The organism is Rhodoferax sp. XS2R6, assembly GCF_056521365.1.
In genome coordinates this window covers 1,018,048-1,041,693 of record NZ_JBWMAY010000001.1, presented here as the reverse complement: position 1 = coordinate 1,041,693, position 23,646 = coordinate 1,018,048, and the positions used below count along the sequence as shown (strand labels likewise).

Annotated in this window: 24 protein-coding genes and 1 tRNA gene; 9 read left to right on the top strand and 16 right to left on the bottom strand. The window is 63.8% G+C overall.

All coding sequences use genetic code 11. The features are described from left to right. Positions 1 to 35: 35 nt before the first annotated feature. The 6 genes from AC097A_RS04985 to ftsY form a co-directional block, all read right to left on the bottom strand. Positions 36 to 1,301 (bottom strand): Hsp70 family protein, encoded by a 1,266-nt coding sequence (locus AC097A_RS04985; RefSeq protein WP_479619983.1) that lies wholly within the window; start codon positions 1,299 to 1,301, stop codon positions 36 to 38. Continuing rightward, the gene (locus AC097A_RS04980; protein WP_479619982.1) at positions 1,298 to 1,969 is read right to left on the bottom strand and encodes an alpha/beta hydrolase; all 672 of its coding nucleotides are present in this window, start codon (positions 1,967 to 1,969) and stop codon (positions 1,298 to 1,300) included. Before AC097A_RS04980 ends, AC097A_RS04985 begins: the two co-directional genes overlap by 4 nt. Before the next feature lie 56 nt (positions 1,970 to 2,025). Next, positions 2,026 to 3,138 (bottom strand): SMP-30/gluconolactonase/LRE family protein, encoded by a 1,113-nt coding sequence (locus AC097A_RS04975; RefSeq protein ID WP_479619981.1) that lies wholly within the window; start codon positions 3,136 to 3,138, stop codon positions 2,026 to 2,028. Positions 3,139 to 3,209: 71 nt separating this feature from the next. Then, positions 3,210 to 4,667, bottom strand: a complete 1,458-nt coding sequence (locus tag AC097A_RS04970) for a cache domain-containing protein (protein ID WP_479619980.1) — start codon at positions 4,665 to 4,667, stop codon at positions 3,210 to 3,212. A 15-nt stretch (positions 4,668 to 4,682) separates the two neighbouring features. Then, the gene (locus AC097A_RS04965; protein ID WP_479619979.1) at positions 4,683 to 5,882 is read right to left on the bottom strand and encodes an ABC transporter substrate-binding protein; all 1,200 of its coding nucleotides are present in this window, start codon (positions 5,880 to 5,882) and stop codon (positions 4,683 to 4,685) included. 60 nt (positions 5,883 to 5,942) lie between these two features. Further along, the gene (ftsY, locus tag AC097A_RS04960) at positions 5,943 to 7,055 is read right to left on the bottom strand and encodes a signal recognition particle-docking protein FtsY (protein ID WP_479619978.1); all 1,113 of its coding nucleotides are present in this window, start codon (positions 7,053 to 7,055) and stop codon (positions 5,943 to 5,945) included. 29 nt (positions 7,056 to 7,084) lie between these two features. Between ftsY and AC097A_RS04955 the strand changes: the two genes are divergently transcribed. After that, complete coding sequence (locus AC097A_RS04955; RefSeq protein ID WP_479619977.1) at positions 7,085 to 8,521, top strand: M16 family metallopeptidase; 1,437 nt, start codon at positions 7,085 to 7,087, stop codon at positions 8,519 to 8,521. A 16-nt stretch (positions 8,522 to 8,537) separates the two neighbouring features. Next, complete coding sequence (locus tag AC097A_RS04950) at positions 8,538 to 9,878, top strand: M16 family metallopeptidase (RefSeq protein ID WP_479619976.1); 1,341 nt, start codon at positions 8,538 to 8,540, stop codon at positions 9,876 to 9,878. Between the two features lie 23 nt (positions 9,879 to 9,901). Here AC097A_RS04950 and AC097A_RS04945 read toward each other — a convergent pair whose 3' ends face one another. Then, positions 9,902 to 10,600, bottom strand: a complete 699-nt coding sequence (locus AC097A_RS04945) for a diguanylate cyclase (protein WP_315493694.1) — start codon at positions 10,598 to 10,600, stop codon at positions 9,902 to 9,904. A gap of 101 nt (positions 10,601 to 10,701) precedes the next feature. Between AC097A_RS04945 and rsmD the strand changes: the two genes are divergently transcribed. From rsmD to AC097A_RS04925, 4 genes are read left to right on the top strand one after another with little or no spacing between them, the layout of a single operon-like run. Continuing rightward, positions 10,702 to 11,319, top strand: a complete 618-nt coding sequence (rsmD, locus tag AC097A_RS04940; RefSeq protein ID WP_479619975.1) for a 16S rRNA (guanine(966)-N(2))-methyltransferase RsmD — start codon at positions 10,702 to 10,704, stop codon at positions 11,317 to 11,319. Positions 11,320 to 11,345: 26 nt separating this feature from the next. After that, on the top strand, positions 11,346 to 11,834 hold the full coding sequence (gene coaD, locus AC097A_RS04935) for a pantetheine-phosphate adenylyltransferase (protein WP_479619974.1): 489 nt from the start codon (positions 11,346 to 11,348) through the stop codon (positions 11,832 to 11,834). Between the two features lie 18 nt (positions 11,835 to 11,852). Then, on the top strand, positions 11,853 to 12,296 hold the full coding sequence (locus AC097A_RS04930; RefSeq protein WP_479619973.1) for a universal stress protein: 444 nt from the start codon (positions 11,853 to 11,855) through the stop codon (positions 12,294 to 12,296). A gap of 41 nt (positions 12,297 to 12,337) precedes the next feature. Beyond that, positions 12,338 to 12,619: a YfhL family 4Fe-4S dicluster ferredoxin gene (locus AC097A_RS04925; RefSeq protein WP_105261224.1), complete on the top strand. Its 282-nt coding sequence runs from the start codon at positions 12,338 to 12,340 to the stop codon at positions 12,617 to 12,619. Positions 12,620 to 12,664: 45 nt separating this feature from the next. Here the strand turns inward: AC097A_RS04925 and AC097A_RS04920 are convergent, their stop codons facing one another. The 8 genes from AC097A_RS04920 to AC097A_RS04885 form a co-directional block, all read right to left on the bottom strand. Continuing rightward, positions 12,665 to 13,045 (bottom strand): hypothetical protein, encoded by a 381-nt coding sequence (locus AC097A_RS04920; RefSeq protein ID WP_479619972.1) that lies wholly within the window; start codon positions 13,043 to 13,045, stop codon positions 12,665 to 12,667. Between the two features lie 4 nt (positions 13,046 to 13,049). Then, on the bottom strand, positions 13,050 to 13,694 hold the full coding sequence (gene pth / locus AC097A_RS04915; RefSeq protein WP_479619971.1) for an aminoacyl-tRNA hydrolase: 645 nt from the start codon (positions 13,692 to 13,694) through the stop codon (positions 13,050 to 13,052). A gap of 91 nt (positions 13,695 to 13,785) precedes the next feature. Continuing rightward, positions 13,786 to 14,412 (bottom strand): 50S ribosomal protein L25/general stress protein Ctc, encoded by a 627-nt coding sequence (locus tag AC097A_RS04910; RefSeq protein ID WP_479619970.1) that lies wholly within the window; start codon positions 14,410 to 14,412, stop codon positions 13,786 to 13,788. A gap of 104 nt (positions 14,413 to 14,516) precedes the next feature. After that, on the bottom strand, positions 14,517 to 15,488 hold the full coding sequence (locus AC097A_RS04905; RefSeq protein ID WP_105261220.1) for a ribose-phosphate pyrophosphokinase: 972 nt from the start codon (positions 15,486 to 15,488) through the stop codon (positions 14,517 to 14,519). Between the two features lie 77 nt (positions 15,489 to 15,565). Beyond that, positions 15,566 to 15,642, bottom strand: a tRNA-Gln gene (locus AC097A_RS04900). A 31-nt stretch (positions 15,643 to 15,673) separates the two neighbouring features. Next, on the bottom strand, positions 15,674 to 16,564 hold the full coding sequence (ispE, locus tag AC097A_RS04895) for a 4-(cytidine 5'-diphospho)-2-C-methyl-D-erythritol kinase (RefSeq protein ID WP_479619969.1): 891 nt from the start codon (positions 16,562 to 16,564) through the stop codon (positions 15,674 to 15,676). Positions 16,565 to 16,595: 31 nt separating this feature from the next. After that, entirely contained in the window at positions 16,596 to 17,099 is a 504-nt protein-coding gene (locus AC097A_RS04890; protein ID WP_479619968.1) for a lipoprotein insertase outer membrane protein LolB, read from the bottom strand. Next, positions 17,099 to 18,691 (bottom strand): tetratricopeptide repeat protein, encoded by a 1,593-nt coding sequence (locus AC097A_RS04885; RefSeq protein WP_479619967.1) that lies wholly within the window; start codon positions 18,689 to 18,691, stop codon positions 17,099 to 17,101. Before AC097A_RS04885 ends, AC097A_RS04890 begins: the two co-directional genes overlap by 1 nt. Positions 18,692 to 18,874: 183 nt before the next feature. Here AC097A_RS04885 and mutM point away from each other — a divergent pair, with 183 nt between their 5' ends. Genes mutM through mutY form a run of 3 tightly spaced genes read left to right on the top strand, consistent with a single transcriptional unit; the run spans position 18,875 to position 22,766 of the window. Next, positions 18,875 to 19,690 carry a bifunctional DNA-formamidopyrimidine glycosylase/DNA-(apurinic or apyrimidinic site) lyase gene (mutM, locus tag AC097A_RS04880; RefSeq protein ID WP_479619966.1) on the top strand — a complete coding sequence of 272 codons (816 nt, stop codon included), beginning with the start codon at positions 18,875 to 18,877 and terminating at the stop codon, positions 19,688 to 19,690. A gap of 50 nt (positions 19,691 to 19,740) precedes the next feature. After that, complete coding sequence (locus AC097A_RS04875) at positions 19,741 to 21,720, top strand: dynamin family protein (RefSeq protein ID WP_479619965.1); 1,980 nt, start codon at positions 19,741 to 19,743, stop codon at positions 21,718 to 21,720. Next, the gene (gene mutY / locus AC097A_RS04870) at positions 21,717 to 22,766 is read left to right on the top strand and encodes an A/G-specific adenine glycosylase (RefSeq protein ID WP_479620201.1); all 1,050 of its coding nucleotides are present in this window, start codon (positions 21,717 to 21,719) and stop codon (positions 22,764 to 22,766) included. The genes AC097A_RS04875 and mutY overlap by 4 nt, the downstream gene beginning before the upstream one ends. Here mutY and rapZ read toward each other — a convergent pair. Continuing rightward, positions 22,758 to 23,642, bottom strand: coding sequence for an RNase adapter RapZ (gene rapZ, locus AC097A_RS04865; protein WP_479620200.1), 885 nt, complete (start codon positions 23,640 to 23,642; stop codon positions 22,758 to 22,760). The genes mutY and rapZ overlap by 9 nt on opposite strands. Positions 23,643 to 23,646 lie beyond the last annotated feature (4 nt).

Sequence of the window (23,646 nt, the reverse complement as noted above, 5' to 3'; positions counted from 1 at the left end):
GAATATGCGCAAGCAGCTACTAAAACAGTAGCAAATTAAAACTGCTGCACCGCCCCAGCCCAGGCCAAACCGGCGGCCACGCCGCCGAAGCGGTTGCCTTCCACCAGCGTGGCCTGCGGCATGGCCTCGCGCAGCGCCTCAATCAGCGTGCGCAGGGCCGACGAGCCGCCGGTGAGGTAGACCGCGTCTACCCCTTGCAGGCCAGCCGCTGCCACGCAGTCTTGTGCGCACTGCACCACCTGGGCGATGGAGCTGTGCAGGGCCAGCTCCATGTTCTGCGCGTCGATAGTGGGCGTGAGTGTGCGGTCCAGAAAATCCAGGTTCACCACGGCGCTGTCGCCGCTGATGGAGCAGGCAATCTTGGCCGCCTCCACACCGGCCAGCATGCGGTGGCCGTGTTGTTCTTCCAGCGCGTCCATCAGGCGGCGGTGCAGGGCTTGGTCGCTGTAGTCGGTCCACAGCTCCTTGGCAAAGTGCATGGCTTTGCGGGTGTAGGCCTGGTGGATCAAGTGCCAGGTGCTCAGGTCAAAAAACACGCTGCTGGGCACAATGCGCCCGCCGGTGCCCACGTGTTTGTAGCCCAGATGTGGCATCACCGTGGCCAGGTCCAGCAGGCGGTCAAAGTCGGTGCCGCCGATGTGGACACCGGTGGTGGCCAGGATGTCCGCGCTGCGGTCGCTCTGCGTGCTGCGCGTCGGGTTCAGGCGGATGACGGTGAAGTCCGACGTGCCGCCACCAATATCCACCACCAGCGCGGTGGTTTCCTGCGTCACGCGTTGCTCGTAGTCCAGTGCAGCGGCAATCGGTTCCATCTGGTAGGCGATGTGGGTGAAGCCGGCTTCCAGCGCGGCGCGGCCCAGGGTCTCTTGTGCCAGCAGGTCGCGCTCGGCATCGTCGTCCACAAAATGCACCGGGCGGCCCAGCACCGCGTGCGTCAGGGGCTGTCCCACATGGGCTTCGCAGCGGCGCCTCAGCTCCTTGAAGAACAGCACCACGATGTCAAAGAAGCGGACGCTCTTGTCGCCCACCGCGGTGTATTCGTCCATCAGGCGGCTGCCTAGCAGGCTTTTGAGCGAGCGCAGCAGGCGCCCTTCGGTGCCGTTGAGGTAGGCCTGCATGGCGGCCGCGCCGTAGAGCACGGTGTGTGTCTCGCTGGCAAAAAACAGTGCTGTGGGCATTTCTGCCTTGGCGCCGTCCAGCGGAATCACTTGCAGGGTGCCACTGGCGTCAATCAGTGCGCAGGCGGAGTTCGACGTGCCGAAGTCAATGCCCAGCACCAAGGGGCGTGCACTCATGTTCACGCGGGCAATACTTGCTTCAGGAAGGCGGCAATGTCCGCAATCTCGCGCGGGTGCACGCTGTGGGGCATGGGGTAGGTGTGCCAGTGCACCTTGTGGCCCATGGCGGCCAAGGCGTCGCGGGAGTCTTCGCCGCGCTTCAAAATGACCACCGGGTCTTGCGTGCCGTGCGCCATGAAGATGGGGGTGTCGGCGTTGGCGGCGTGGCGTTCTGCGGCAAAGCGGTCGGCCAGCGGCAGGTAACCCGACAGGGCCATGACGCCGGCGATCTTGTGCGGCAGGCGCAGCGCGGCGTGCAGTGCCATGGCGCAGCCCTGGCTGAAGCCAGCCAGCACGATCCGGTCAAACGGAATGTCACGTGCCACCTCATGGTCGATGAGGGCGCGAATGTCCGCCTCGGAGCGTTGGATGCCGGCCGCGTCCTGCTTGCTCACCAGGTCCATGCCGTACAGGTCGTACCAGCCGGGCATTACATAGCCGCCGTTGATGGTGATGGGGATGCTGGGCGCCTGCGGAAATACAAAGCGGATGGGCTGGCAGCCCTCCAGGTCCAGCTCGGGCACCAGGCCCGCAAAGTCGTCGCTGCTGGCGCCCAGCCCGTGCATCCAGATGACGGCGGCGGTGGGGTTGGGGGCGGATTCGAGTTCGATACGGGGGAGGAGGGCTGTCATATGCGCGGGGTAGTCACCAATTCGGGAACCCGTGATTGTCCGCGAAAGCCCGTCCGCTATTTGGCCGCCAGCCAGCCCAGCCCGTGTGCGTGCAGGCTTTGCACATACAAGCGGTCCGGCGTTTCGGTGATGGCCGTGGTCTCGGGGTAAGCGCCAGTGGGGTCCTGCAGGTCGGCCACCACCTTGCCGTCTTCAGTGAAGGCCATCACGTGGCCATAGGCCTTGGGAATGGGCCACAGGGCGCGTGGAAGGCGCAGCGTGAGGCTGCGCAGCCAAGGCTTTTGCGCGAGCTTGTCGATAGTGGGGTTGCGGGGTTTGGCCAGGCCCAGCCAGATCTTGCCGTTCAGGCCGCGCATCAGGTTGTCGGGGTAGCCGGGCAAGTTGTCCAGCAGCACGCTGGCCTGGGCACTGGGCTGGCGGGCCAGGGTGCTGATGTCCAGGTGGTTAGCGGTTACGGCAATTTTCCAAACACGGTACTTGCCGGTTTCGTTCACAAACAGGGTTTGTTCGTCTTGGCTCAGCGCTACGCCATTGGCAAAACTGATGCCACTGGCCACCACGCGCGTAGTTTTAGTGGCAGGGTCGAATTCGAGGATGCGGCCGGTGCTGGCTTGTTCCAGGATGTCGAGCACGCTGGCCTCAAAGGTGCCGCCCCAGTCTTTGGGCGCAAAGCGGCTTGACGCGTCACTCAGGTACATCTTGCCGTTTTTGGCCACCACCACGGCGTCAGCGTAACGGATCGGGTCGCCATTCACGCGCTCGGTCAGCACGGTGACTTTGGCATCGGGGGCGATGGACAGCAGGCCCTTCATCGCATCGGCCGCAATCAGGTTGCCCTTCGCGTCAAAGTCAAAGCCCAGCACGCGCCCGCCAGTGTTGGCAAACACCTGTTGCTCGCTGCCGTCGGCGTTCATACGCAGGATGTTGCCGCTGGCCACGGTGGTGTAGAGCTTGCCGTCGGGGCCGAACTGGATGTGCTCGGGGCCCACTTCGCCCTTCAGGTCAATCATTTGCAGATTGGCCAGTTTGGTGTTGGTGGCGTGTGGACCGGTGTACCCGGGCGCTGCGGGGGCATCCCACACCACGGGGCTGATGGGTACGGGCCAGGCCAATAGGTACAGGGCGGCCACGGCCAGTAGCGTTAGGACAAAAAGCGCGATTTTTTTCATGGTGTGTCTCCCGGGTTGGAGCGGCTATTTTGAGTGTATAAGCCGTCCGACCCTGGCACCCGCGCGACGCCTTACTCGGGCAGCGGGTTGGGGCGCGTGGTTTTTTTGCTGGCGCCTTGCGCAGCTTGCGCATCGGCCAGCGCGGCACTGAGCTGGGCGTAGGCGCTGCGCAGCTCCCCGGCGCGCACAGCCAGTTGGGCCTCGTGTTCGGTGGCGGTGTTGCGCAGATCGACGATGTGCTGGGCGGCCTGGTTCTCCAGCTGCGTGGTGCGCTGGTGGGCGCCCATCACCTGGTCGCGCCGCTGCAGCGCCAGGCGGGCTACGCGGTCAAACCAGGGCTTCCACAGGGCAGGCACCGGCGGCGGACGTTTGATGCTGGGGCCCTCGGTTTGCTGCACGTACTCGGCCAGTTGCAGGGCAGGTTGTGTGAAGCGTCGGCTCAGCCAGAGGCAGGCTACCAGCAGCGCCAGCAGGCCGGCCACGCCTGTGGCCAGCATAGGCACCATCTGGGCCAGTGTTTTGCGGGCGACCACGCTAGCTGGCGCGTGCACCAGCAGGCTCCAGTCGGTGCCGCGCAGGGCAAAACGCAGCCAGCCCGCGTCCGGCACATAGGGGCCTGCGGGCAGGGCGCTGGGCTTGGCTTCGCTGCTGGCCAGCACCTGGCCCTGGCTGTTGACCACCCAGGCCTGGCCCATGGGCAGGGCGCGTTGCAGCAACACGGCGCTTAGTGCGTCCAGCGTCAGGTCAGCCCCCACTACGCCTGCATAACGTTCTGCGCTGTACACCGGGGCCAGCACCGACACCACGGCGGTTTTCTTCAGCGGGTCGGTGTGGGCGGCGGTCCACACCAGTTCTTTTTGCGGGTTGCGGGTGGGGCCGGCTGCGTCCAGCGGTGTGGTGCCACCGGCGTCCCACAGCGTGGCCAATGCGCCTGCCATGTCGGCCTGGCCGGTGGCGGTGATCAGGTCTTCGCGCGATTGGGCGGGGTAGACCCAGCGCCACTGCTTTTGCGCGTCGTAAAAATAGCTCCATTGCAGGCGCTGGTGCTGACTGTGGGATGCCGCCACCTGGGCCAGTGCGCCCAGCGGGGCCTCCACACCACGGCGGTAGGCGGTGGCGTCGACGCCGGGGTCTACGTGTACGGCACCCACTTCTTTCACCAAGTCTTGCGGCAGGCGGTCCCAGGGGGCGTCGCGCAGCGGGGCCAGGTTGCGCCGCTCCAGGCGGTCCACCAGGCTGGTGTCGGCCAACAGGGGCTGGCGCAGGTTGCGCTCGGTGGACTGGCGCATGCCACTTACATGGCTGCGTGCCACGTCCAGGGTGTCGTTCAGGGCCAGCTGGATTTGTTCGCCCTGGCTGCTGAGGCCCCACCACAGGGCGGCGCGCTGGCGTGCATACACGCTCCAGCCGTAAGCCAGCAGGGCCACAGTGAAAACGGCCATCACGATCGCCAGTGCGGTCGCGTGTTGGCGATGGATATGCCGTGCCGACGGAGCCGGCGCCTCGGTGTGCGGAACAGTGTCAGACATGCCCGCCATTGTGGACTAAGCGCCGTAGCGCCGGGTCCATTCCTTCTCCAACGTATCGACCCAGCTGCCGTGCGGTTCGGGAATGGCCGGTGCGCTTTTCTCCACCTGGCCGGGCAAGGGTTTGGCCGCGAATCGGGCGCGCTCGGTGGGGCTGAGTTTGTCCAGCGCCAGCACGGTGGGGTCGCCCCAGAGGGCGATGTCGGCCTTGCGGGCCTGGGCCTCGGCGCCCAGCAGGAAGTTGGCAAACACCTGCGCACCTTCGGGTGCAGACGCGTTGACGGGGATGGCCACAAAGTGGGTGTTGCCAATCGTTCCGCTACTGAATTGATAGCTTGTCACGCTGTCACTAAGACGCTTGGCGGCGATTTCGTTGGCAGCGTCGTTGGGGTTGAAGGTCAGTGCCAAGTGCAACTCACCATCGGCCAACATCTGGCGCATGGCCTCGGCGTTCTGCGGAAACTGCTTGCCCGCACGCCACAGGTGGGGGTGCAGTTGGTCCAGCGCGGCCCACAGCGGCGCGGTGGCTTTGGCAAAGGCCTCGGGGGTGACCGGTTTGTAGAGGGCGTCCCGGTTGGCATTCACGTCCACCAGCAACTGTTTGACGAAGGTGGTGCCATGGAAATTGGGCGGGCGCGGGTAGGTCACGCGGCCAGGGTGGGCCTTGGCAAAGGTTTGCAGCTCGGCCAGGTTCTGGGGGGGCAGGGGCGTGCGTTTGCGGTCCGCCATGAAAGTGAGCTGGGCCATGCCCCAGGGCGCTTCCATGCCGTCCACGGGTTCGGAAAAATCGATGCGTGTGGTGGGTTTGCCCTGCACGTCCACCTTGGCATACGCGGGCAGGCGCTCGGCAAAGGGGCCGAACAGCAGGCCTTCGCGTTTCATGGCCAGAAAGTTCTCGCCGTTGATCCACACCAGGTCCACCGTGCCGGCCAGTTTGCCGGCGGCTTTTTCGTTGCGCACCCGTTTCACCACGTCGGCGGTGTCTGTCACCTTGACGTGTTCCACCTTCACGCCAAAACGCTTCTCCACCTCGGTCGCCGCCCACCGGATGTAGGCGTTGATGTTCTCTGCGCCGCCCCAGGCGTTGAAGTACACCGTCTGGCCTTTAGCCTTGGCCTCGATGGCGCTCCAGGCCGGTGTGGTTTGGGCAAAGGCAGGGGTGGCCAGTGCGGCACCTGACAGTGCCAGGACATTGCGGCGGGAAAGGGCGTGTGTCATGGTGCGTGCGTGAGTGAAAACGGTTGGTCGGGCGTGGTGGTGCGTTTCTTACTGACAGGCTCAGGCCAGCAGGGCTTGCGCAAACTCGCGCGCGTTGAAGGTTTCCAGCTCGTCGAGTTTTTCGCCCACACCAATAAAGTACACCGGAATCGGCCGCTCGCGCGCAATGGCCGCCAGCACGCCGCCCTTAGCAGTGCCGTCCAGTTTGGTGACGATGAGGCCGGTCAGGCCCAGTGCGTCGTCAAAGGCTTTGACCTGCGCCACGGCGTTTTGGCCCGTGTTGCCGTCAATCACCAGCAGCACTTCGTGCGGAGCGGTGGCGTCGGCCTTGGCGATCACGCGTTTGATTTTTTTTAGCTCTTCCATCAGGTGCAGCTGCGTGGGCAGGCGGCCTGCGGTGTCGATGAGCACCACATCTTTCTTGCGCGCCTTGCCGGCGGTCACGGCGTCAAAACTCACGGCGGCGGGGTCGCCGCCCTCCTGGCTCACGATTTCTACCGTGTTGCGGTCGGCCCAGACGGTGAGCTGCTCGCGCGCCGCGGCGCGGAAGGTGTCGGCCGCGGCCAGCAGCACGCTGGCCTGGCTGTCGGCCAGGTGTTTGGTGAGTTTGCCAATGCTGGTGGTTTTGCCCGCACCGTTGACGCCCGCCACCATGATGACGGTGGGTGTGTGTTGGCCAATCACCAGCGGCTTTTGCAGCGGTTGCAGCAGCTCGGTCAGCTCGGCGATCAGGATGTTCTTGAGCGCAATGGGGTGTGTCACGCCACTGGCCTTGACCTTTTTGCGCAGCGCGCTGGTCAGGTGTTCGGTGGCGGCCACACCGGCGTCCGCCATCAGCAGCGCGCCTTCCAGGTCTTCGTACAGCGCCTCGTCGATCTGGCTGCCGCCAAACACGCCCGAGATGCTGCTAGCGGTTTTGCCCAAGCCCGCCTTGAGTTTGTCCAGCCACTTTTGCCGCTCGGGTGGGGTGGCACTGGGCAGGGGAATCTCGATGGGCGCGACCAGCGCGCTGCCAATCAGCGAGCCTGCGGGCAAGGGGCTGCTGGGGGTAGAAACGGGGGCGGGCGCTGCGGTGGGGGCCGCTGGCGGCACCTCGGCCACGGGCGCACTGGGCACCTCGGTTGGGGTGGGGGCAGGGGAGGAAGAGAATTTTTTCTTGAAAAAACTGAACATGTGGGGCGTTCTTAGAATCACAGCATTCTATGAAACACCCATTCCACAGGCTGGGGCGGCGCGTGGCTGCCTGCAGTCTGCCCCTTGCGCTCGCGCTTCTCACCCTCACGCTCCCCCTCCACACCCAGGCCGCGCCGCCTGCCGAGGCCCAGCAGTTCACGCTGAAAAACGGCATGGTGCTGATCGTGAAACCCGACCAGCGCGCGCCCACCGCCGTGCACATGCTGTGGGTGCGCGTGGGCTCCATGGACGAGGTGGACGGCACCAGCGGCGTGGCCCATGTGCTGGAGCACATGATGTTCAAGGGCACGCCCACGGTGAAAGCGGGCGACTTCTCGCGCCAGGTGGCCGCCCTGGGCGGGCGTGAGAACGCCTTCACCAGCAAGGACTACACGGGCTACTACCAGCAGATTCCGTCGGGCAAGCTCGAAGACGTGATGCGCCTGGAGGCCGACCGCTTTGCCCACAACCAGTGGAGCGACGCGGTGTTTGCCAAAGAGCTGGAGGTGGTGAAGGAAGAACGCCGCCTGCGCACCGACGACAACCCCCATGCCCGCTTGCACGAGGCCATGACCGCCCAGGTCTACCTGGCACACCCCTACCGCCGCCCCATAGTGGGTTGGATGAGTGACTTGGACGCGCTGACTGCGCAAGACGCGCGCGACTTCTACCAGCGCTGGTACACGCCCGCCAATGCGGCCGTGGTGGTGGCCGGGGATGTGGACGTGGCCCAGGTGCGTGCCCTGGCCGACAAGTACTACGGCAGCCTGCCCACCCGCGCCGTGCCGCCCCGCAAGCCGCGGGAGGAGCCCGAGCAAGGGGGCCTGCGCCGCATGGACTTCAAGGCCCCGGCAGAGCAGGCCTATGTGGCGCTGGCTTTCAAGGTGCCGGGCCTTACGCCCGCGGCCCTGGCCGACGCGGGGCCTGCCATCGATGACAGCTTGGCCCTGACGGTGCTGTCGGCGGTGCTGAGCGGGTTTGACGGTGCCCGCTTGCCCCGCGCGCTGACGTTGGACGCTAACCCCGTGGCCGACAGTGCGGGCGCCTACTACGGCCTCACCGCCCGTGGCCCGCAGCTCTTCACGCTGTACGGTGTGCCCGCCGCTGGCAAGATCGCGGCCGAGGTGGAACAAGCCCTGCGTGCCCAGGTGGCGCGGGTGGCCCAAGACGGTGTGACCGAGGCCGAATTGACCCGGGTAAAGAACCGCTGGGTGGCAGGCGAGGTGTACAAGCAGGACAGCGTGTTTAACCAGGCCCGCGCGCTGGGGGTGGGTTGGATCAACGGTTACCCGCTGGGCAGCGACCAGCGCCTGCTGGAGCGCCTGCGCACCGTCACCGCCGCCCAGGTGCAAGCGGTGGCGGCCAGGTACTTTGGCGACGACGCCCTGACCGTGGCCACACTCTTGCCCCAGCCCGTGGACAAGACCCGCAAACCCCGCCAGCCCACGGCCGGTTCGCGCCACTAAGCACCAGATTCACGCCATGATCACTATCAAATCAGTAGCTGCTCGCGCAGTATTTACGGGGGCTATAGCCCTATTTTGTATAAATTTTGCCTGGGCGGGCATTCCTATCCAGCAGTGGACGCAGCCCAGCGGCGTGCGTGTCTACCTGGTGGAGAGCCCGGCCATCCCCATGGTGGACGTGCAGATCGACCTGGACGCGGGTGGCCGCCGTGATCCGGCCGACAAGCCGGGGCTGGCCAGCCTGATGGCCTCCAGCACGTCCAACGGCGTGCGCGCCACGGCCACCGAGTCCGCACTGGACGAGCACCAGCTCAGCGAGGCCTGGGCCGACCTGGGCGCGGCCTTTGGCGGCAGCGCGGGCAGCGACCGCATGAGTTTTGGCCTGCGCAGCCTGACTTACCCCGACCTGCTGGACAAGGCCGTAGTGCTGGCTGCGCGCCAGTTGGGCGAGCCGTCTTTCCCCGAAGCGCCCTGGCTGCGCGACCGGCCCAAGCTGATTGCCAGCCTCAAGGAGGCCAACACCCGCCCCGCCACGCTGGCGGCACGCGCCTTCAGCCGTGCGGTGTATGGCAGCCACCCCTACGGCAGGGAGATGACCGAAGAGAGCCTGCTGCGCACCAGCGTGCAAGACCTGCGCACCCTGCACGCCAGCGCGGTGCGGGCCTGTGATGCGAAGGTGAGCATCGTGGGGGCGTTGACCCGCGCGCAGGCCGATGTGCTGGTTACGCGCCTGTTGGCACGCCTGCCCCAGACCGCATGCACACCACAGCTTGTGGTGCCCGAGGTGCAGGCGCTCACTGCCGCGTCGGAGCAGCGCATTGCCTTTGCCTCGGCCCAGGCCCAGGTGCTGCTGGGCCAGCCTGGCTACAAGCGTAACGACCCCGACTTCTTTGCACTCACCGTGGGCAACCACATCCTGGGAGGTGGTGGGTTTACCGCGCGCCTGACCGAAGAGGTGCGCGAGAAGCGCGGCCTGACCTACAGCGTGTACAGCTACTTTGCACCCGGCCTGCATGCGGGTGCCTTCACCATTGGCCTACAGACGCGGCCCGACCAGGCCGACCAGGCCCTGGGCCTGGTACGCGAGGTACTGGCCAAGTTTGTGGAGCAGGGCCCGACCGAGAAGGAACTGCAGGCCGCCAAGGACAACCTCATCGGCGGTTTTGCCCTGCGCTTGGACAGCAACAAAAAGCTGCTGGACAACGTGGCCAACATCGCCTGGAACGGCCTGCCACTGGACTACCTGGACACTTGGACGCAGCGCGTGCAGGCGCTTTCGGTGGCCGACGTGCGCGCGGCGTTTGCGCGCAAAGTGCAACCTAACACCTTGGCCACGGTGGTGCTGGGCGCGCCCTGAGTGTGTAAAGGGCAGGCCGGCGCTTAGCGCAGCTCCATCAACCCGGAGGCCTTGCAGTCGTACATGCCCTGGTCGGCGGTTTGCAGCAGGTCGTCCAGCCCTGCGCCATGGCGCGGGAACAGGCCAAAACCCACGCTGGCGCCCACATTCACGGTGCTGCCATTGGGTAGGGTGATGTCCTCGGAGATGGTGGCAATCAGCTTGCGGCCGATGTGCACCAGCTCATCGGGGTCTTCAAACGACTCGATCAACAGCACAAATTCGTCACCGCCTATGCGTGCCACCGTGTCGGAGGCGCGTACCGCTGCCAACAGCCGCCGGGCCACGGTGCGCAGCACGATGTCGCCTGCGGCATGGCCATAGTGGTCGTTGATGATCTTGAAGCCATTGAGGTCCACCATCAGCAGCGCAAATTCCACCCGGTTGCGTTTGGAGCGCTCCAGCGTGAGCTGAAACCGGTCTGCCAGCAGCAGGCGGTTGGCCAGGCCGGTGAGGTTGTCGGTGAAAGCCTGGGCTTTGAGGTGCTGGGTACTGCGCTCCAGGGTGGCCATTTCGCGCTGCAGCACGGCCTGCTGGCCCAGCGCCTTGCGCAGCCGCAAGCCCAAACGCAGCACTACCGCGGCCAGCGGCGGCAGCGCCGCATACGGCGAAACCACCAGACACAGGGCGGCAATCAGCAGGGCCAGGGCTTCGAAGCGGAAATGGGTGAGCAGAGACTTCATCGGCCGTCCATTTTGCGGGGGTGACCTAGGGTTTGTACTAGGTAATTTGTTACCAAACATGTCGGGCGGCCCGTCGCAGGCCCATGCGGTAAGCTGCTTGTATGAAAGCCAAAGCCCCGAAACCGAACGCTGCCAAGCGCCCCCCCCGGCCCCGCGCCGTCCAGACCCACGAGATCCGCATCATTGGCGGGCTGTGGAAGCGCACCAAACTCAAAGTGGCCGACAAACCCGGCCTGCGCCCCACGCCCGACCGGGTGCGCGAAACCGTCTTCAACTGGCTGGGCCAAGACCTGAGCGGCCTGCGCTGCCTGGATGCTTTTGCCGGCACCGGCGCGCTGGGTTTTGAAGCCGCCTCCCGCGGTGCCCAAGAGGTGCAACTGGTGGAGTACGACAGCGCGTTGGCGGACCAGCTCAAGAAGACCCAGACGCAGCTGCAGGCCAGCGCGGTGCACGTGGTGCGCGGCGACGGCGTGTCTGCCATTCGCCAGGCCGCCCCCGGCAGCCTGGATGTGATTTTTATCGACCCACCGTTTGAAGCGCCGCTGTTTGAACCCGCGCTGGGCGCCTGCGCCCGCGCGCTGGCACCCGAGGGCTGGGTCTACCTGGAGGCGCCCACTGCCTACACCGACGAGCTGCTGACCGCGGTGGGGCTGAGCGTGCACCGGCACCTCAAGGCGGGGGCGGTGCACGCCCACCTGCTCAAGCGCAGCGCCGCATAATTTCTGCTTACCTGTCTGGAGCGCCCATGCCCAATTCCGTGATCGCTGTGTTCCCCGGCACCTTCGACCCCATCACCCTGGGCCACCAAGACCTGATCCGCCGCTCGGCCCGCTTGTTTGGCACGGTCATCGTGGCGGTGGCGGCAGCCCACCACAAGAAGACCCTGTTCACGCTGGACGAGCGGCTGGAGATGGTGCGCGATGTGTTTGCACCGCTGGACAACGTGCAGGTCGAAAGTTTTAACGGCCTGGTGCGTGACTTTGCGGTGGCCCACGGTGCCAAGGCCATGGTGCGCGGTGTGCGTTCGGTAACCGATTTTGACTACGAAGCCCAGCTCGCGGGCATGAACAAGGCGCTGGCCCCCGAGGTGGAAACCGTCTTTCTCACGCCGGACTCGCGTTATCAGTTCATCTCGAGTACGCTGGTGCGCGAGATCGCCACATTGAAGGGAGATGTCACCGCCTTTGTGGCCCCCGTGGTCCATGCCCGCCTGATGGACAAATTGCCCACCTGACACCGCAAGGAGGTCGCCATGAAAGTTCTGTTACCGGTAGATGGTTCGGAGTTGTCCATGGAAGCCGTGCGCCTGGCGCTGCGTATGCGGCAAGACGGGCTGGCCCTGACCGCCGTGCTGGCCAATGTGCAGGAGCCGGCCAGCCTGTACGAGATGCTGGTGGCCCACGACCCGGATGTGATTGACCAAGTGAGTGCCGAGGCTGGCCTGCATGCGCTGCAGCCTGCCCAAGCCTTGCTGGATGCGGCCGGGGTGGACTACGAGTGCGAGGTGGCCAAGGGCGACCCGGCACACACGCTGATCGATATTTCGGAGCGTTTTGGCTGCGACATGGTGGTCATGGGCGCGCGGGGTGCCAGTGCCCTGCGCAGTGCCATGCTGGGCTCGGTCTCCAACGAGGTGCTGCACGCCAGTTTGGTACCGGTGGTGATCGTCAAACCCGCGGACCAAGAAGGGCTTTGAAGGGCCTGCGGCGATAATCGGGCCATGGAGCGTGAACTGCCGTGGCACTGTTAATTACCGACGAATGCATCAACTGCGATGTGTGTGAGCCCGAGTGCCCGAACGAGGCGATTTACCTGGGCGAGCAGATCTATGAAATCGACCCGCACAAGTGCACCGAGTGTGTGGGGCATTTTGACGAGCCGCAGTGTGTGCAGGTCTGCCCTGTGTCGTGTATTCCTGTGAACCCGGCGTTTGTGGAAGACAAGGAAACGCTGTGGCAGAAGTACCGCCGCCTGCAAACCCAGGGCAGTGCAGCCGTGGCGCCAACACCGTCTACCTGACACTGCGAGGCGATGTTTCCCCAACCCAAGGCCGCTGTTGCGGCCTTAGTTTTTGGGCGCTGGCACCGGTTTGGCGGTGAAGTACTCGGGCTCTTTACTTTTCTTCTTGGCGGCGGGTTTGCTGTCGCTGGGGTCTTTTTTGCTGTGGGCTTTGGCCATCGCCTGGTCGGCGGCCCGGGCTTGGGCTTCGTCTTTTAGCCGTTCCTTTTCCAGCACCTGGGCCTGTTTCGCCTGGCTCTTGCTGGTTTGGTTGGCCGCGGTTTTTTGTGCACTGGTGCGGGCGTCGCTCGCTTCTACCGCCACACCATCCGGGCACGGAATCTGGCTGTAGCTGCTGCCACATTTATAGACTTTTTGGGCCATAGCCCCCGTAGGTACTGCGCAAGCAGCTATCAAAATAAGAGCGAACTTGAGCGAAACGGTCATAGGTTTACTCCACAGAGGGTATGGTCGGCACGGTTGCCGGGGCATCGGCGGGTGGCCGGGGAGGCTTGGGCCGTGGTGGTTTGCTGGTGTGGATCAGCATGGTGGCCTTGTCCATCTCGCCGGCCAGCAAATGGGGCAGGGCCTTCATGGAGCGGTCGATGCACTGGTCAATCGCAATCCGGTGGTCCAGCGACGGTTTCTTCAGCACCCAGTGCACCACCTCCGACTTCACACCGGGGTGGCCCACACCCAGACGCAGGCGCCAGTAGTCCCCGGTGCCGAGCTGGGCATGGATGTCACGCAGGCCGTTGTGGCCTGCGTGGCTGCCGCCAAACTTGAGTTTCACTTCGCCGGGAACTATGTCCAGCTCGTCGTGCGCCACCAAAATTTCATTGGGCAGGATTTTGAAGAAACGTGCCAGCGCCCCGACCGACTTGCCCGAGAGGTTCATGAAAGTCTGCGGTTCCAGCAGCCACACCGTGTGGCCCTGCACCGTGGTGCGGGCCATCAGGCCGTGGTAACCCCGGTCCATGGACAGGTTGACCTTGAGCTCGCGCGCCAGCGCATCCACCCACCAAAAGCCTGCGTTGTGGCGGGTGGCGTCGTATTCGGGGCCGGGGTTGCCCAGGCCAACAAACAGTTTGATCATCGGGAAAATTATGGCTTACAAAAAGCGTGCAACACAAAAGCAAACGGCCCACCGAGGTGGGCCGTTTGCAGCGAACTAGCGCAAGGCAGAATTACTTCTTGCCTTTGCCCTTGCCCTTGGCGTCAGCAACAGGAGCGGCGACAGGTGCCACCACTTCTTCCACCGGAGCCACCACGGCCACGATCACGGGGTTGGCCTTGCCGTGGGTGACTACGGTCACGCCCTTGGGCATGGTCAGGTCAGCAGCGTGCAGGGACTTGCCCTTCACCAGACCGGACAGGTCCACCGCGATGAATTCGGGCAGGTCGGCAGGCAGGCAAGCCACTTCCAGGTCGGTCACGACGTGGTTGACCAAACAAGCGTCTACCTTCACGGCAGGCGAGTTTTCTTCGCCGTTGAAGTGCAAAGGCACCTTCATGCTCAGCTTGGTGTTGGCTTCCACGCGTTGGAAGTCGATGTGCAGGATCAATTGCTTGAAGGGGTGCATCTGCACGTTGCGCAGCAGAACCTTGCTTTCCTTGCCAGCCAGTTCCATGTCCAGGATGGAGGCGTGGAAGGCTTCCTTCTTCAGGGCGTGCCACAGAGCGTTGTGGTCCAGTTCGACCAACAAAGGCTCGGCGGAACCGCCGTAAACGATGCCGGGGGTACGGCCAGTAATGCGGAGACGGCGGCTCGCACCCGTGCCCTGCTTAGCGCGCTCAAAAGCGACAAATTTCATATCTAACTCCAGTGAGAGTCCACCGCGACCAGTGTGACTCCGATTTAAAAAGACGCCTGCCAACCCGGTGGGTCAGCGGCGTCGGCTTTTTGCCCCGATCCGACTTAAGCGTCTTGATCCGAGAACAAACTCATGACCGACTCTCCGCGGGCGATGCGCTGGATGGTGTCTCCAATCAGCGGTGCCACGGACAGTTGGCGAATCTTGGTGCACTGCGCGGCGGCAGCGCTCAAAGGAATGGTGTTGGTCACCACCACCTCGTCCAGCGCGTCGCCGCTGGAAATACGTTCAATGGCCGGGCCGGAGAAGATGGGGTGTGTGCAGTACGCGTACACCTTCTTGGCACCCCGCGCTTTCAGCACTTCAGCGGCTTTCACCAGCGTGCCGGCGGTGTCAATCATGTCGTCCATGATCACGCAGTTGCGGCCTTCGATCTCACCGATCACGTGCATCACTTCGGACACGTTGGCCTTGGGGCGGCGCTTGTCGATGATGGCCAAATCGCAGTTGAGCTGCTTGGCCAGCGCACGGGCACGTACCACACCGCCCACGTCGGGGGAAACCACGATCAGGTCTTCGTAATTTTTTTGGCGCAGATCGCCCAGCAGTACGGGCGACGCATAAATGTTGTCCACCGGGATGTCAAAAAAGCCCTGGATCTGGTCGGCGTGCAAGTCCATGGTCAACACGCGGGCCACGCCCACGGTCTGCAGCATGTTGGCCACCACCTTGGCGGTGATGGGCACACGGCTGGAGCGGGGGCGGCGGTCTTGGCGCGCATAACCAAAGTAGGGGATCACGGCGCTGATACGTTCGGCCGATGCACGTTTGAGCGCATCCACCATGATCAGCAGTTCCATCAGGTTTTCGTTGGTGGGCGCGCAAGTGCTTTGCACCACAAACACATCACGTGCCCGCACGTTCTGGTTGATCTCGACGGTGACTTCACCATCCGAGAAACGACCGACAGTGGCGGCACCCAGGGAAATGCCCAGGTGTTTTGCAATGTCAGCGGCCATACCAGGATTGGCATTGCCAGTGAAAACCATGAAATCAGGGGGAGTGAATGCCTGCATGTGGGATCCAGCGAAGAGATTGGGTTTATGTCGTCACTATGCGCATGCTGAAGCGGGATGTGTCCCGAACAGCAATTTGGCAGGGGAAGAAGGATTCGAACCTTCGCATGCTGGAATCAAAATCCAGTGCCTTAACCAACTTGGCGACTCCCCTACACAGGTTAACAGCGCAATGCTGCCCACCGCTAAACCTTAATTTTGCCGTCGCTGTTTGCCCACCCCAACAAAGGATGAACATCCAAACTGCTGCACAACCTGACTTGAAGCTCACCAGGCGCATCCATCAACATATTTCCCACATCGATGTCGTGCTGCAAGTGCGCAAACACCGCACTTCCAGAGCCTGTCATCCTGCCGCTTAAACCCTTGTCATCGAGCCACTGAAGGGCTTGATTCACACCGGGGCACAGCTTTTGGGCAACGGCTTGCAAGTCATTTCGGCCAAACCCAAATGGTATTTGTGTTTTTCCGGCGGCGTCTGCAGCGAAGCCTGTGATTGTAGCAGGCTCTGAGTCGCGTTTCAACTCCGGATCAGAAAAAATCAACTTTGTGTCCAAACCCGCATCGGGTTTGACCACCGCCCATCGTCCAGCGGGCAGGGACAGCGGTGTGATTTTCTCACCAATGCCTTCGACCCAGCCATGGCCACCACTCAGGAAAAAAGGCACGTCGGCACCCAGCGCTAAACCAATCACCGAGAGTTGCTGCACCGAGAGTTTGAGGTTCCACAAACGATTCAGCGCCAGCAGCGTGGATGCCGCATCCGAAGAGCCGCCGCCCATGCCTGCTTGGGCCGGTATGGATTTCAAAACGCCAATGTGTGCGCCCTGTGTGCAGCCCGTGGCCTGCTGTAGCGCGCGGGCAGCGCGCACATTCAGGTCATCGGCGGGCAGGGGCACGTTCAGGTCTTCGCGGCTGATCTGACCATCGCTGCGCCGTGCAAAGTGCAGGGTGTCACACCAGTCAATCAGCATGAAGGCCGATTGCAGCAGGTGGTAACCATCGGTACGCCGCCCGATGATGTGCAAAAACAGGTTGAGTTTGGCCGGGGCGGGAATGTCGTAGAGCGACTGCATGCCCGAATTATCGGTGCAGCACTGGGTGCGTTCAGCGCTCCAGAAGGATTTTGAGTTCCACCGCGGGAGCGCTGTCTGCGCTGCGGCGTGCTTGCAGGCGCCCTTCGGGCAATTGGCTCAGGTCGGCGTCCCAGCCGGGTGCCGGGGTGGCGGTGCCACGCAACCAGTCAAACAGCGCAGTCACCGGCAATTCGGTGCCGGTGGCCTGCTGGGCCAGGGCCGAGAGTGACTCAAACTTGCGCACCTCACCGCCATTGCGCAGCTGCGCCAAACCGGGTGCCCATTGCATCTGCGCCACCGTGGTTCCCAGTGGCGAGAACAGAGCCAGGGTGCCGGCTTCGCCCTGGCCGTCGAGTTCAAAGTCCGCAGAAAAGGCCTGGGGTGGCGTACTTAAGACCTTGATGGCAATACGCCCCTGCCAATGGTTTTTGGCATCAAATGTGCCTGAATCTTTTGTGGATGTTGCGCAACCAGCTATCAAAAATATAGCAAAAAAAAACCACAGGCGCAGGCCCGCCCAGCCCCAGCGCTGCATCACAGCGCGCCACGCAGGCGGCGCACGGTTTCCTGCAGGGTGTCGTTGTCCTTGTTTTCGTCCAGGGCCTTGCGCCACAGGGCGTTGGCCTGATCGCGCAGCCCCATGGCCCACAGGACCTCACCCAGGTGCGCCGCAATCTCGGCGTCCTGGCGGTTGGCGTAGGCCTGTTCCAGTAGGCGTTTGGCCTCGCCGAGGTTGCCGCTGCGAAACTCCACCCAGGCCAGGCTGTCCACAATGAAAGGGTCGTTGGGCGCAAACTCCAGCGCCTTGGTGATGAGCTGGCGTGCCTCGGGCAGGCGCAGGTTGCGATCCGCCAGCGAATACCCCAGCGCGTTGTAGGCGTGGTGGTAGTCGGGCTGCTCGGCAATCACTCGGCGCAGCAGCTGTTCCATCTCGGGCAGTTTGTTCAGCTTCTCGGCCAGCATGGCCAGGTCATAGGCCATGCCCACGTCTTTGGGGAAGCGCTGCACACCTTCCTGCAGCAATTGGTAGGCGGCGCTGAATTGTTTGAAGTCGCGCAGCAGTTGCACCTCGGTGCTGAGTTTGGCGCGGGCATCATCGGCCTGGGTTTCGGGGGTGGCACGGATCAGGGCACGGGCTTCGTCCAGCTTGCCCTGGCGGGCTAGCAGTGTGGCGCGCCGGGTTTGCACACGCAGGGCGTCTTGCGGGCTGTTGATGCGGGCCAGGTAGGCGCTGGCTTCCTCGGGGCGCTGGGTTTGCTCGGCAACCTGGGCCAGCAACAACAATGCTTGCACCATGCCACGCCCGGTTTCGGTGTCGTCCGACGCGGCTTCCTGGGGGGCGCTAAGCTGCAGGTATTGCTTGAGCGATGCCTCGGCATCCCCCAGTTTTTTGTCTTGCAGCTCCAGCGAGCCCTTCACCAGCCAGCCATCGGCAAATGCCGGCGCCTGCTGGGTCAGCGTTTGCATCTGCATCAGGGCTTCGGCGTAACGTGCGTTGTCAATCAGCTTGCGGCCATAGGCCATACGCAGCTCGGGCATGGGCTTGCCGTCCAGGTATTTGCGCAGCAAGGGCTCTGCTTGTGCCACCCTGGCTTCCATCAGGTTCAGCGCCAAGATGGCCACTTCGTCAGACTGGTTGTCCAGCGCCGCACCGCGCTGGGCTGCCTCCAGCGCGGTTTCGGTATGGGTTGCACCCAGGCGCAGCATGCCTACAGCGGCCCAGGCCGCGGGGCCTGTGGCCTTGGTGCCCAAGTCGGGTGCCAGCGCCTGTTCTACCTGCTGTGCAGCCAGGGCCTTGTCGGTGACCCGCGCAAAGTAACGTGGCAGCAGGCTGATGGCGGCAATGCGCTCTTTGCCGGCGCTGCCGGCCAGTTCGCGCTTGAGCGGCTCCAGCGTGTCACTGACCCGGTTCATCCCAATGAGGATTTGCAACACATAACGGTTGGCTTCTTTGGAGGCGGGCAGGGCGCGCTGCCAGGCACGGGCGGCGTCCAGTGCAGCGTCGGCGCTGCGGGCGCGCAAGGCCAGTTCCACGGCGCGCTCAAACAGCTTTTCAGAGTTGGTTTTGCGTGCCGCGTCCAACATCAGGGCGTAGGCATTGCCGGCGTCACCGTTGTTGGCGCTCAACTCGCCAAGTAACAATTGGTAAAAAAGTTCGCGGTTGAGTTCAGAGTTTTGTACCGGCTCTGCTTCCGCAGCCCACGTCAAGGGTCCCAGACCCAAACAGGCCACCAGAATGCTCAGGGAAACAAGGCGTTTGGATGGGTTCATCGGACCATAATAATCCAACCCGAATAGCCAGAAGGCCCCATGCCTGAATTACCCGAAGTTGAAGTTACCCGCCTGAGTTTTGCCGACCGCATCGCCGGTGGTGAGGTGCAGGCCGTGCACCTGGGCAAGCCCCTGCGCTGGCCGCTGGGCTGCGACCCGGACCACCTGGTGGGGCAACGCGTGCTGCAGGTGCGCCGGCGCGGAAAATACCTGCTGCTGGACCTGGATGCGGGCCTGCTGCTGGTGCACCTGGGCATGTCGGGCAGCGTGGCCTTTGGCGGGCGCATGCCGCCGCCCGGCACACACGACCACTTTGACCTCGTCACCACCCGCGGGACTCTGCGCCTGAACGACCCGCGCCGCTTTGGCGCGGTGGTGTTTGCGGCTGGCGAAGCCGACCCGGCTGCGCAGAAGCTGCTGGGCCACCTGGGCGTGGAGCCGCTGGGCGAGGACTTTGTGCTGGCCGATTTTCAATGGGCCATGTCACAGCGCAAGGCGCCCATCAAGCAGGTGCTGCTGGCTGGTGAGGTGGTGGTGGGTGTCGGCAATATTTATGCGTCCGAGGCCCTGTTTCTCGCGGGCATCCGCCCCACTACGGCGTCCAACAAGGTCAGCAAGCCGCGCCTGGCCAAGTTGCACACCGCCATCTGCGATGTGCTGGCCCGTGCGGTGCAGAAAGGGGGCAGCACCCTGCGGGATTTCTCCAACGCCAAGGGGGAAAGCGGTTACTTTCAGCTGGAGGCGATGGTGTATGGTCGTGAAGGCGAGCCCTGCAGGGTCTGTGGCGGGGCGATTCGGAGTATTCGGCAGGGGCAGCGCTCCACGTTCTTCTGCCCCACTTGTCAAAAACCCTGAGCGCCGCTTGGGGGCGTCAGTGCTATATTGAATGATTCCACGGGGGATTCTTGGCTACTTCATTTAACGATCAGTTTGACCAGCATGGCACATGGCGCCGTGAATTTGCTTTGCGCCTGAAATTGCTGGGGGAGTGGATGAAAGACCACGACCTGCTGGACGCTGGCGTGGAAGAGCGCTTGCGCCGCCTTGAAGGCCAGGTGCGGTCCGACAAGGTCATGGTCGCCTTTGTGGCCGAGTTTTCGCGCGGCAAATCCGAGATGATCAACGCCCTGTTCTTCGCAGGGTATGGCCGGCGCATCATGCCAGCCAGCGCGGGCCGCACCACCATGTGCCCTACCGAAATGGGCTACGACGCCGATGTGCCGCCCTGCCTGCGCCTGTTACCGATTGAGACGCGCCTGCAGCCGCAAGCGCTGATGGAGTGGCGCATGGCGCCCGAGAAGTGGACCCGCATCGACCTGGATGTGAACAACCCCCAGCAACTGGCCAAGGCCCTGGAAAAAGTGGCCGAGACCCGCAAGGTCACGCAGGACGAAGCCCGCGCTTTGGGTTTCTGGCACAGCCAGGCCCCCGAAGACAACCCCCTGCAAGACGCCCAGGGCATGGTGGAGGTGCCCAAGTGGCGCCACGCCCTCATCAACATTGCCCATCCCCTGCTCAAACAGGGCCTGGTGATTCTGGACACCCCCGGGCTCAACGCCATCGGCGCCGAACCCGAGCTGACCGTGAGCCTGATTCCACAGGCGCATGCCGTGGTCTTTATGCTGGGTGCCGACACCGGTGTCACCAAGTCCGACCTGGCCATTTGGCGCGAACACCTGATCACCGAGTCCACCGACCCCGATGCGCGTCTGGTGGTGCTCAACAAGATTGACACGCTGTGGGACGCGCTGAGCACACCCGCCCAGATCCAGACCCAGATTGAGCGCCAAAAGGCCAGCACCGCCGAGATTTTAGGACTGCCCAAAGACAAGGTGATTGCCGTGTCGGCCCAAAAGGGCCTGGTGGCCAAGGTCACTGAGGACGACGAACTGCTCAAGCGCAGCTGCCTGCCGCTGTTGGAGGACGTGCTGGGTCGCGGCATGATGGGCAAGCGCCAGAAGATTCTGGGTGCGGCCATGGCCGATGGCATCACTGGCCTGCGCACCGAGACTGGCCGTGTGATCAACATCCGCAAGCGCGACCTGACAGAGCAGACCATGGAGCTCAAGGGCTTGCAGGGCAAGAACGCCACCGTCATCAAGCACATGCGCAACCGCATCTCGCAGGAGCAGGCGGAGTTTGACCAGGGCGGTGCCAAGATCCATGCCGTGCGCTCGGTGCACCTCAGACTTTTGCGCGAGGTCTTTGGCATTCTGGGCTCCAGCGCGCTCAAAAAAGAAATGGCGCAGCTCAACGACTCGCTGATGCAAAAAGGCCTAAAGCTGGGCGTGAAGCGTGCCTACGGCGAGACCTTTGATCGCCTGCGCGGCAATCTGCAAAAAGTGCAGACCCTGTGCGCCGAAATTCAGAGCATGCTGGTGGCCAGCTTCAAGCTGCTCAACGGGGAGTACGGCTTCTCGCTGCAGGCGCCGGCTGAACCGGCCATGGTCCACTTCATGGCTGAGCTCGACACCATCGAACGCAACCACCTGCAATACCTGGGCGTGGGCAATGCCTTCAAGCTGGCCCAGCCCGAGTTTTCCGACCGGCTGGTGCGCGCGCTGTCCACCCGCTTGCGCTCGGTGCACGAAAACGCGCTGGGCGAGGTGGAGCTGTGGAGCAAGTCGGCCGCTGCCCAACTGGACGCCCAGCTGCGCGAACGCCGCCGCAACTTTGCCCGCCGCATAGAAGCCATTGACCGCATCTCGCAGGCCGCAGGGGGTTTGGACGACCGCATTGGCGAGATCGGGCAGCAGGAAGCCGCGCTGGACCAGCTGGATACCAAGCTTTCCGAACTGACCGCCTACCTGATTGCCGCCCAGGACGCTGCCAAGCTGCTGGCTGTGGCCGCCGCCAGCTCCTCGGTGGACGTGGTCATCGCCTGAGCGTGGCGGGTAGCAACTTTGCCACCCAAGTGGTGGCTTGGCAGCGACAGCATGGCCGCAACACGCTGCCCTGGCAAAACACCCAAGACCCCTACCGGGTCTGGCTGTCCGAGATCATGCTGCAGCAGACGCAGGTGGTCACCGTTATCGGCTACTTCGCCAAATTTTTGGAGCGCTGCCCTACGGTGGCAGACCTGGCCACCGCCAGCAGCGACGAGGTCATGGGGCTGTGGAGCGGCCTGGGCTATTACAGCCGTGCGCGCAATCTGCACCGCTGCGCGCAGCTGGTGGTGGAGCTGCACGGCGGCCAGTTCCCGCGGGACGCCGCCACGCTGACCACGCTGCCCGGCATAGGCCGCTCTACCGCCGCGGCCATTGCCTCGCTGTGCTTTGGTGAGCGCGTGGCGATTCTGGATGCGAACGTGAAACGCGTGGTGACGCGTGTGCTGGGTTTTGACGCGGACCTGGCGTCTTCTGCCAACGAGAAAAAGCTGTGGGATGTGGCCACGGGCCTGCTACCCATCGCCAAACATGCAGCGACGGACATGCCGCGCTACACCCAGGGCATGATGGATTTGGGCGCCACCGTGTGCAGCCCCAAGAAGCCTAGCTGCCTGCTGTGTCCCGTGCTGCGCCACTGCGAAGCCGCCAAGGCGGGCGACCCTGAGCGTTACCCCGTGCGCACCCGCAAGCTCAAGCGCAGCAGCCAAGGCCTGTGGCTGCTGTGGGTGCAGCGCGCCGACGGCGCGGTGTGGTTGGCCAAGCGGCCCACGCCTGGCGTGTGGGCGGGGTTGCAGTGCTTCCCCCTGTTTGACAGCGAAAACGCCTTGCGTGCGGCGCTGCCAGCCCAGGCCGCCAACCGCTTGGAGATGTTGCCGGTATTCACCCACGTGCTCACGCACAAAGACCTTTTTATGCACGCAGCCCGCGTGGATATTGCGCAAGAAGCTATTGATTTAGGAGCGGGTGCCTGGTTTTTGCCAGCCGAGTGGGCCGCTGCGGGCCTGCCTGCGCCGGTGCGCAAGCTGCTGGAAAAATCAGCCTAGACCGGACTGAAGGGCATCCATCTCGCGGTGGCGCTTGAGCGTGCTCCAGCTGTTGCCAAAGCGCTGGGCCAGTTGCTCCACCAGATAGACCGAACGGTGCTGCCCGCCGGTGCAGCCAATGGCCACCGTCACGTAGCTGCGGTGGTCGCGCACCAGGGCGTCCAACCAGCTCTCCAGAAACTGGCTGATGTGGTTCAGCATCAGGTCCACATCGGCCTGCGCTTGCAGGAAGTCAATCACCGGCTGGTCGCGCCCGGTCAGGTGTTTGAGTTCGGGGTCGTAGTGCGGGTTGGGCAGCATGCGCACGTCGAACATGTAGTCCGCATCGGTGGGCACACCGCGCTTGAAGGCAAACGATTCAAACACCAGTGTGAGTTGCCGGCCCGGTGCAGCGATCAGTTCCTTGACGTAACCCTGCAACTGCGACGGGCGGATGATGCTGGAATCGATCACATGCGCCTGCTCGCGCAGGTCAGCCAGCAGTTCGCGCTCCAGCTCAATCGCATCCACCAGCGCGCGGCGCTCATCGCGCTCGCCGTGGTCCGAGCTGTTTTGCGATAGTGGGTGTTTGCGCCGCGTCTCGGAGTAGCGGCGCACCAGCGTGTCGGTGGTGGCGTCCAGAAACAGGGACTTGACTACCACCCCCAGCGCACGCACGGCGGCCAGCTGTTGGGGCACCAGGGGGAGCGAGGTGGCGCTGCGCACATCCATGGCAATGGCGATGCGCGGCGCGTTGTGCTGCTGCTCCAGCTCTACAAAGGGCAGCAGCAGCTCGGGCGGCAGGTTGTCCACGCAGTAAAAGCCCGCGTCTTCCAGCGCGTTGAGCGCGACGGATTTGCCGGAGCCCGACATGCCGGTGATCAGCACAATCTCCATGGCG

What these genes read in the sequence shown, in the direction of transcription:
- AC097A_RS04950 (WP_479619976.1), top strand. Translation starts at nt 8,538, where the DNA reads ATGATCACTATCAAATCAGTAGCTGCTCGCGCAGTATTTACGGGGGCT.
- AC097A_RS04905 (WP_105261220.1), bottom strand. Translation starts at nt 15,488, where the DNA reads ATGCAGGCATTCACTCCCCCTGATTTCATGGTTTTCACTGGCAATGCC.
- pth (WP_479619971.1), bottom strand. Translation starts at nt 13,694, where the DNA reads ATGATCAAACTGTTTGTTGGCCTGGGCAACCCCGGCCCCGAATACGAC.
- AC097A_RS04890 (WP_479619968.1), bottom strand. Translation starts at nt 17,099, where the DNA reads ATGCAGCGCTGGGGCTGGGCGGGCCTGCGCCTGTGGTTTTTTTTTGCT.
- AC097A_RS04920 (WP_479619972.1), bottom strand. Translation starts at nt 13,045, where the DNA reads ATGACCGTTTCGCTCAAGTTCGCTCTTATTTTGATAGCTGCTTGCGCA.
- coaD (WP_479619974.1), top strand. Translation starts at nt 11,346, where the DNA reads ATGCCCAATTCCGTGATCGCTGTGTTCCCCGGCACCTTCGACCCCATC.
- AC097A_RS04910 (WP_479619970.1), bottom strand. Translation starts at nt 14,412, where the DNA reads ATGAAATTTGTCGCTTTTGAGCGCGCTAAGCAGGGCACGGGTGCGAGC.
- rsmD (WP_479619975.1), top strand. Translation starts at nt 10,702, where the DNA reads ATGAAAGCCAAAGCCCCGAAACCGAACGCTGCCAAGCGCCCCCCCCGG.
- AC097A_RS04955 (WP_479619977.1), top strand. Translation starts at nt 7,085, where the DNA reads ATGAAACACCCATTCCACAGGCTGGGGCGGCGCGTGGCTGCCTGCAGT.
- AC097A_RS04970 (WP_479619980.1), bottom strand. Translation starts at nt 4,667, where the DNA reads ATGTCTGACACTGTTCCGCACACCGAGGCGCCGGCTCCGTCGGCACGG.
- AC097A_RS04975 (WP_479619981.1), bottom strand. Translation starts at nt 3,138, where the DNA reads ATGAAAAAAATCGCGCTTTTTGTCCTAACGCTACTGGCCGTGGCCGCC.
- AC097A_RS04965 (WP_479619979.1), bottom strand. Translation starts at nt 5,882, where the DNA reads ATGACACACGCCCTTTCCCGCCGCAATGTCCTGGCACTGTCAGGTGCC.
- AC097A_RS04945 (WP_315493694.1), bottom strand. Translation starts at nt 10,600, where the DNA reads ATGAAGTCTCTGCTCACCCATTTCCGCTTCGAAGCCCTGGCCCTGCTG.
- ispE (WP_479619969.1), bottom strand. Translation starts at nt 16,564, where the DNA reads ATGCAGTCGCTCTACGACATTCCCGCCCCGGCCAAACTCAACCTGTTT.
- rapZ (WP_479620200.1), bottom strand. Translation starts at nt 23,642, where the DNA reads ATGGAGATTGTGCTGATCACCGGCATGTCGGGCTCCGGCAAATCCGTC.
- mutM (WP_479619966.1), top strand. Translation starts at nt 18,875, where the DNA reads ATGCCTGAATTACCCGAAGTTGAAGTTACCCGCCTGAGTTTTGCCGAC.
- ftsY (WP_479619978.1), bottom strand. Translation starts at nt 7,055, where the DNA reads ATGTTCAGTTTTTTCAAGAAAAAATTCTCTTCCTCCCCTGCCCCCACC.
- AC097A_RS04980 (WP_479619982.1), bottom strand. Translation starts at nt 1,969, where the DNA reads ATGACAGCCCTCCTCCCCCGTATCGAACTCGAATCCGCCCCCAACCCC.
- AC097A_RS04930 (WP_479619973.1), top strand. Translation starts at nt 11,853, where the DNA reads ATGAAAGTTCTGTTACCGGTAGATGGTTCGGAGTTGTCCATGGAAGCC.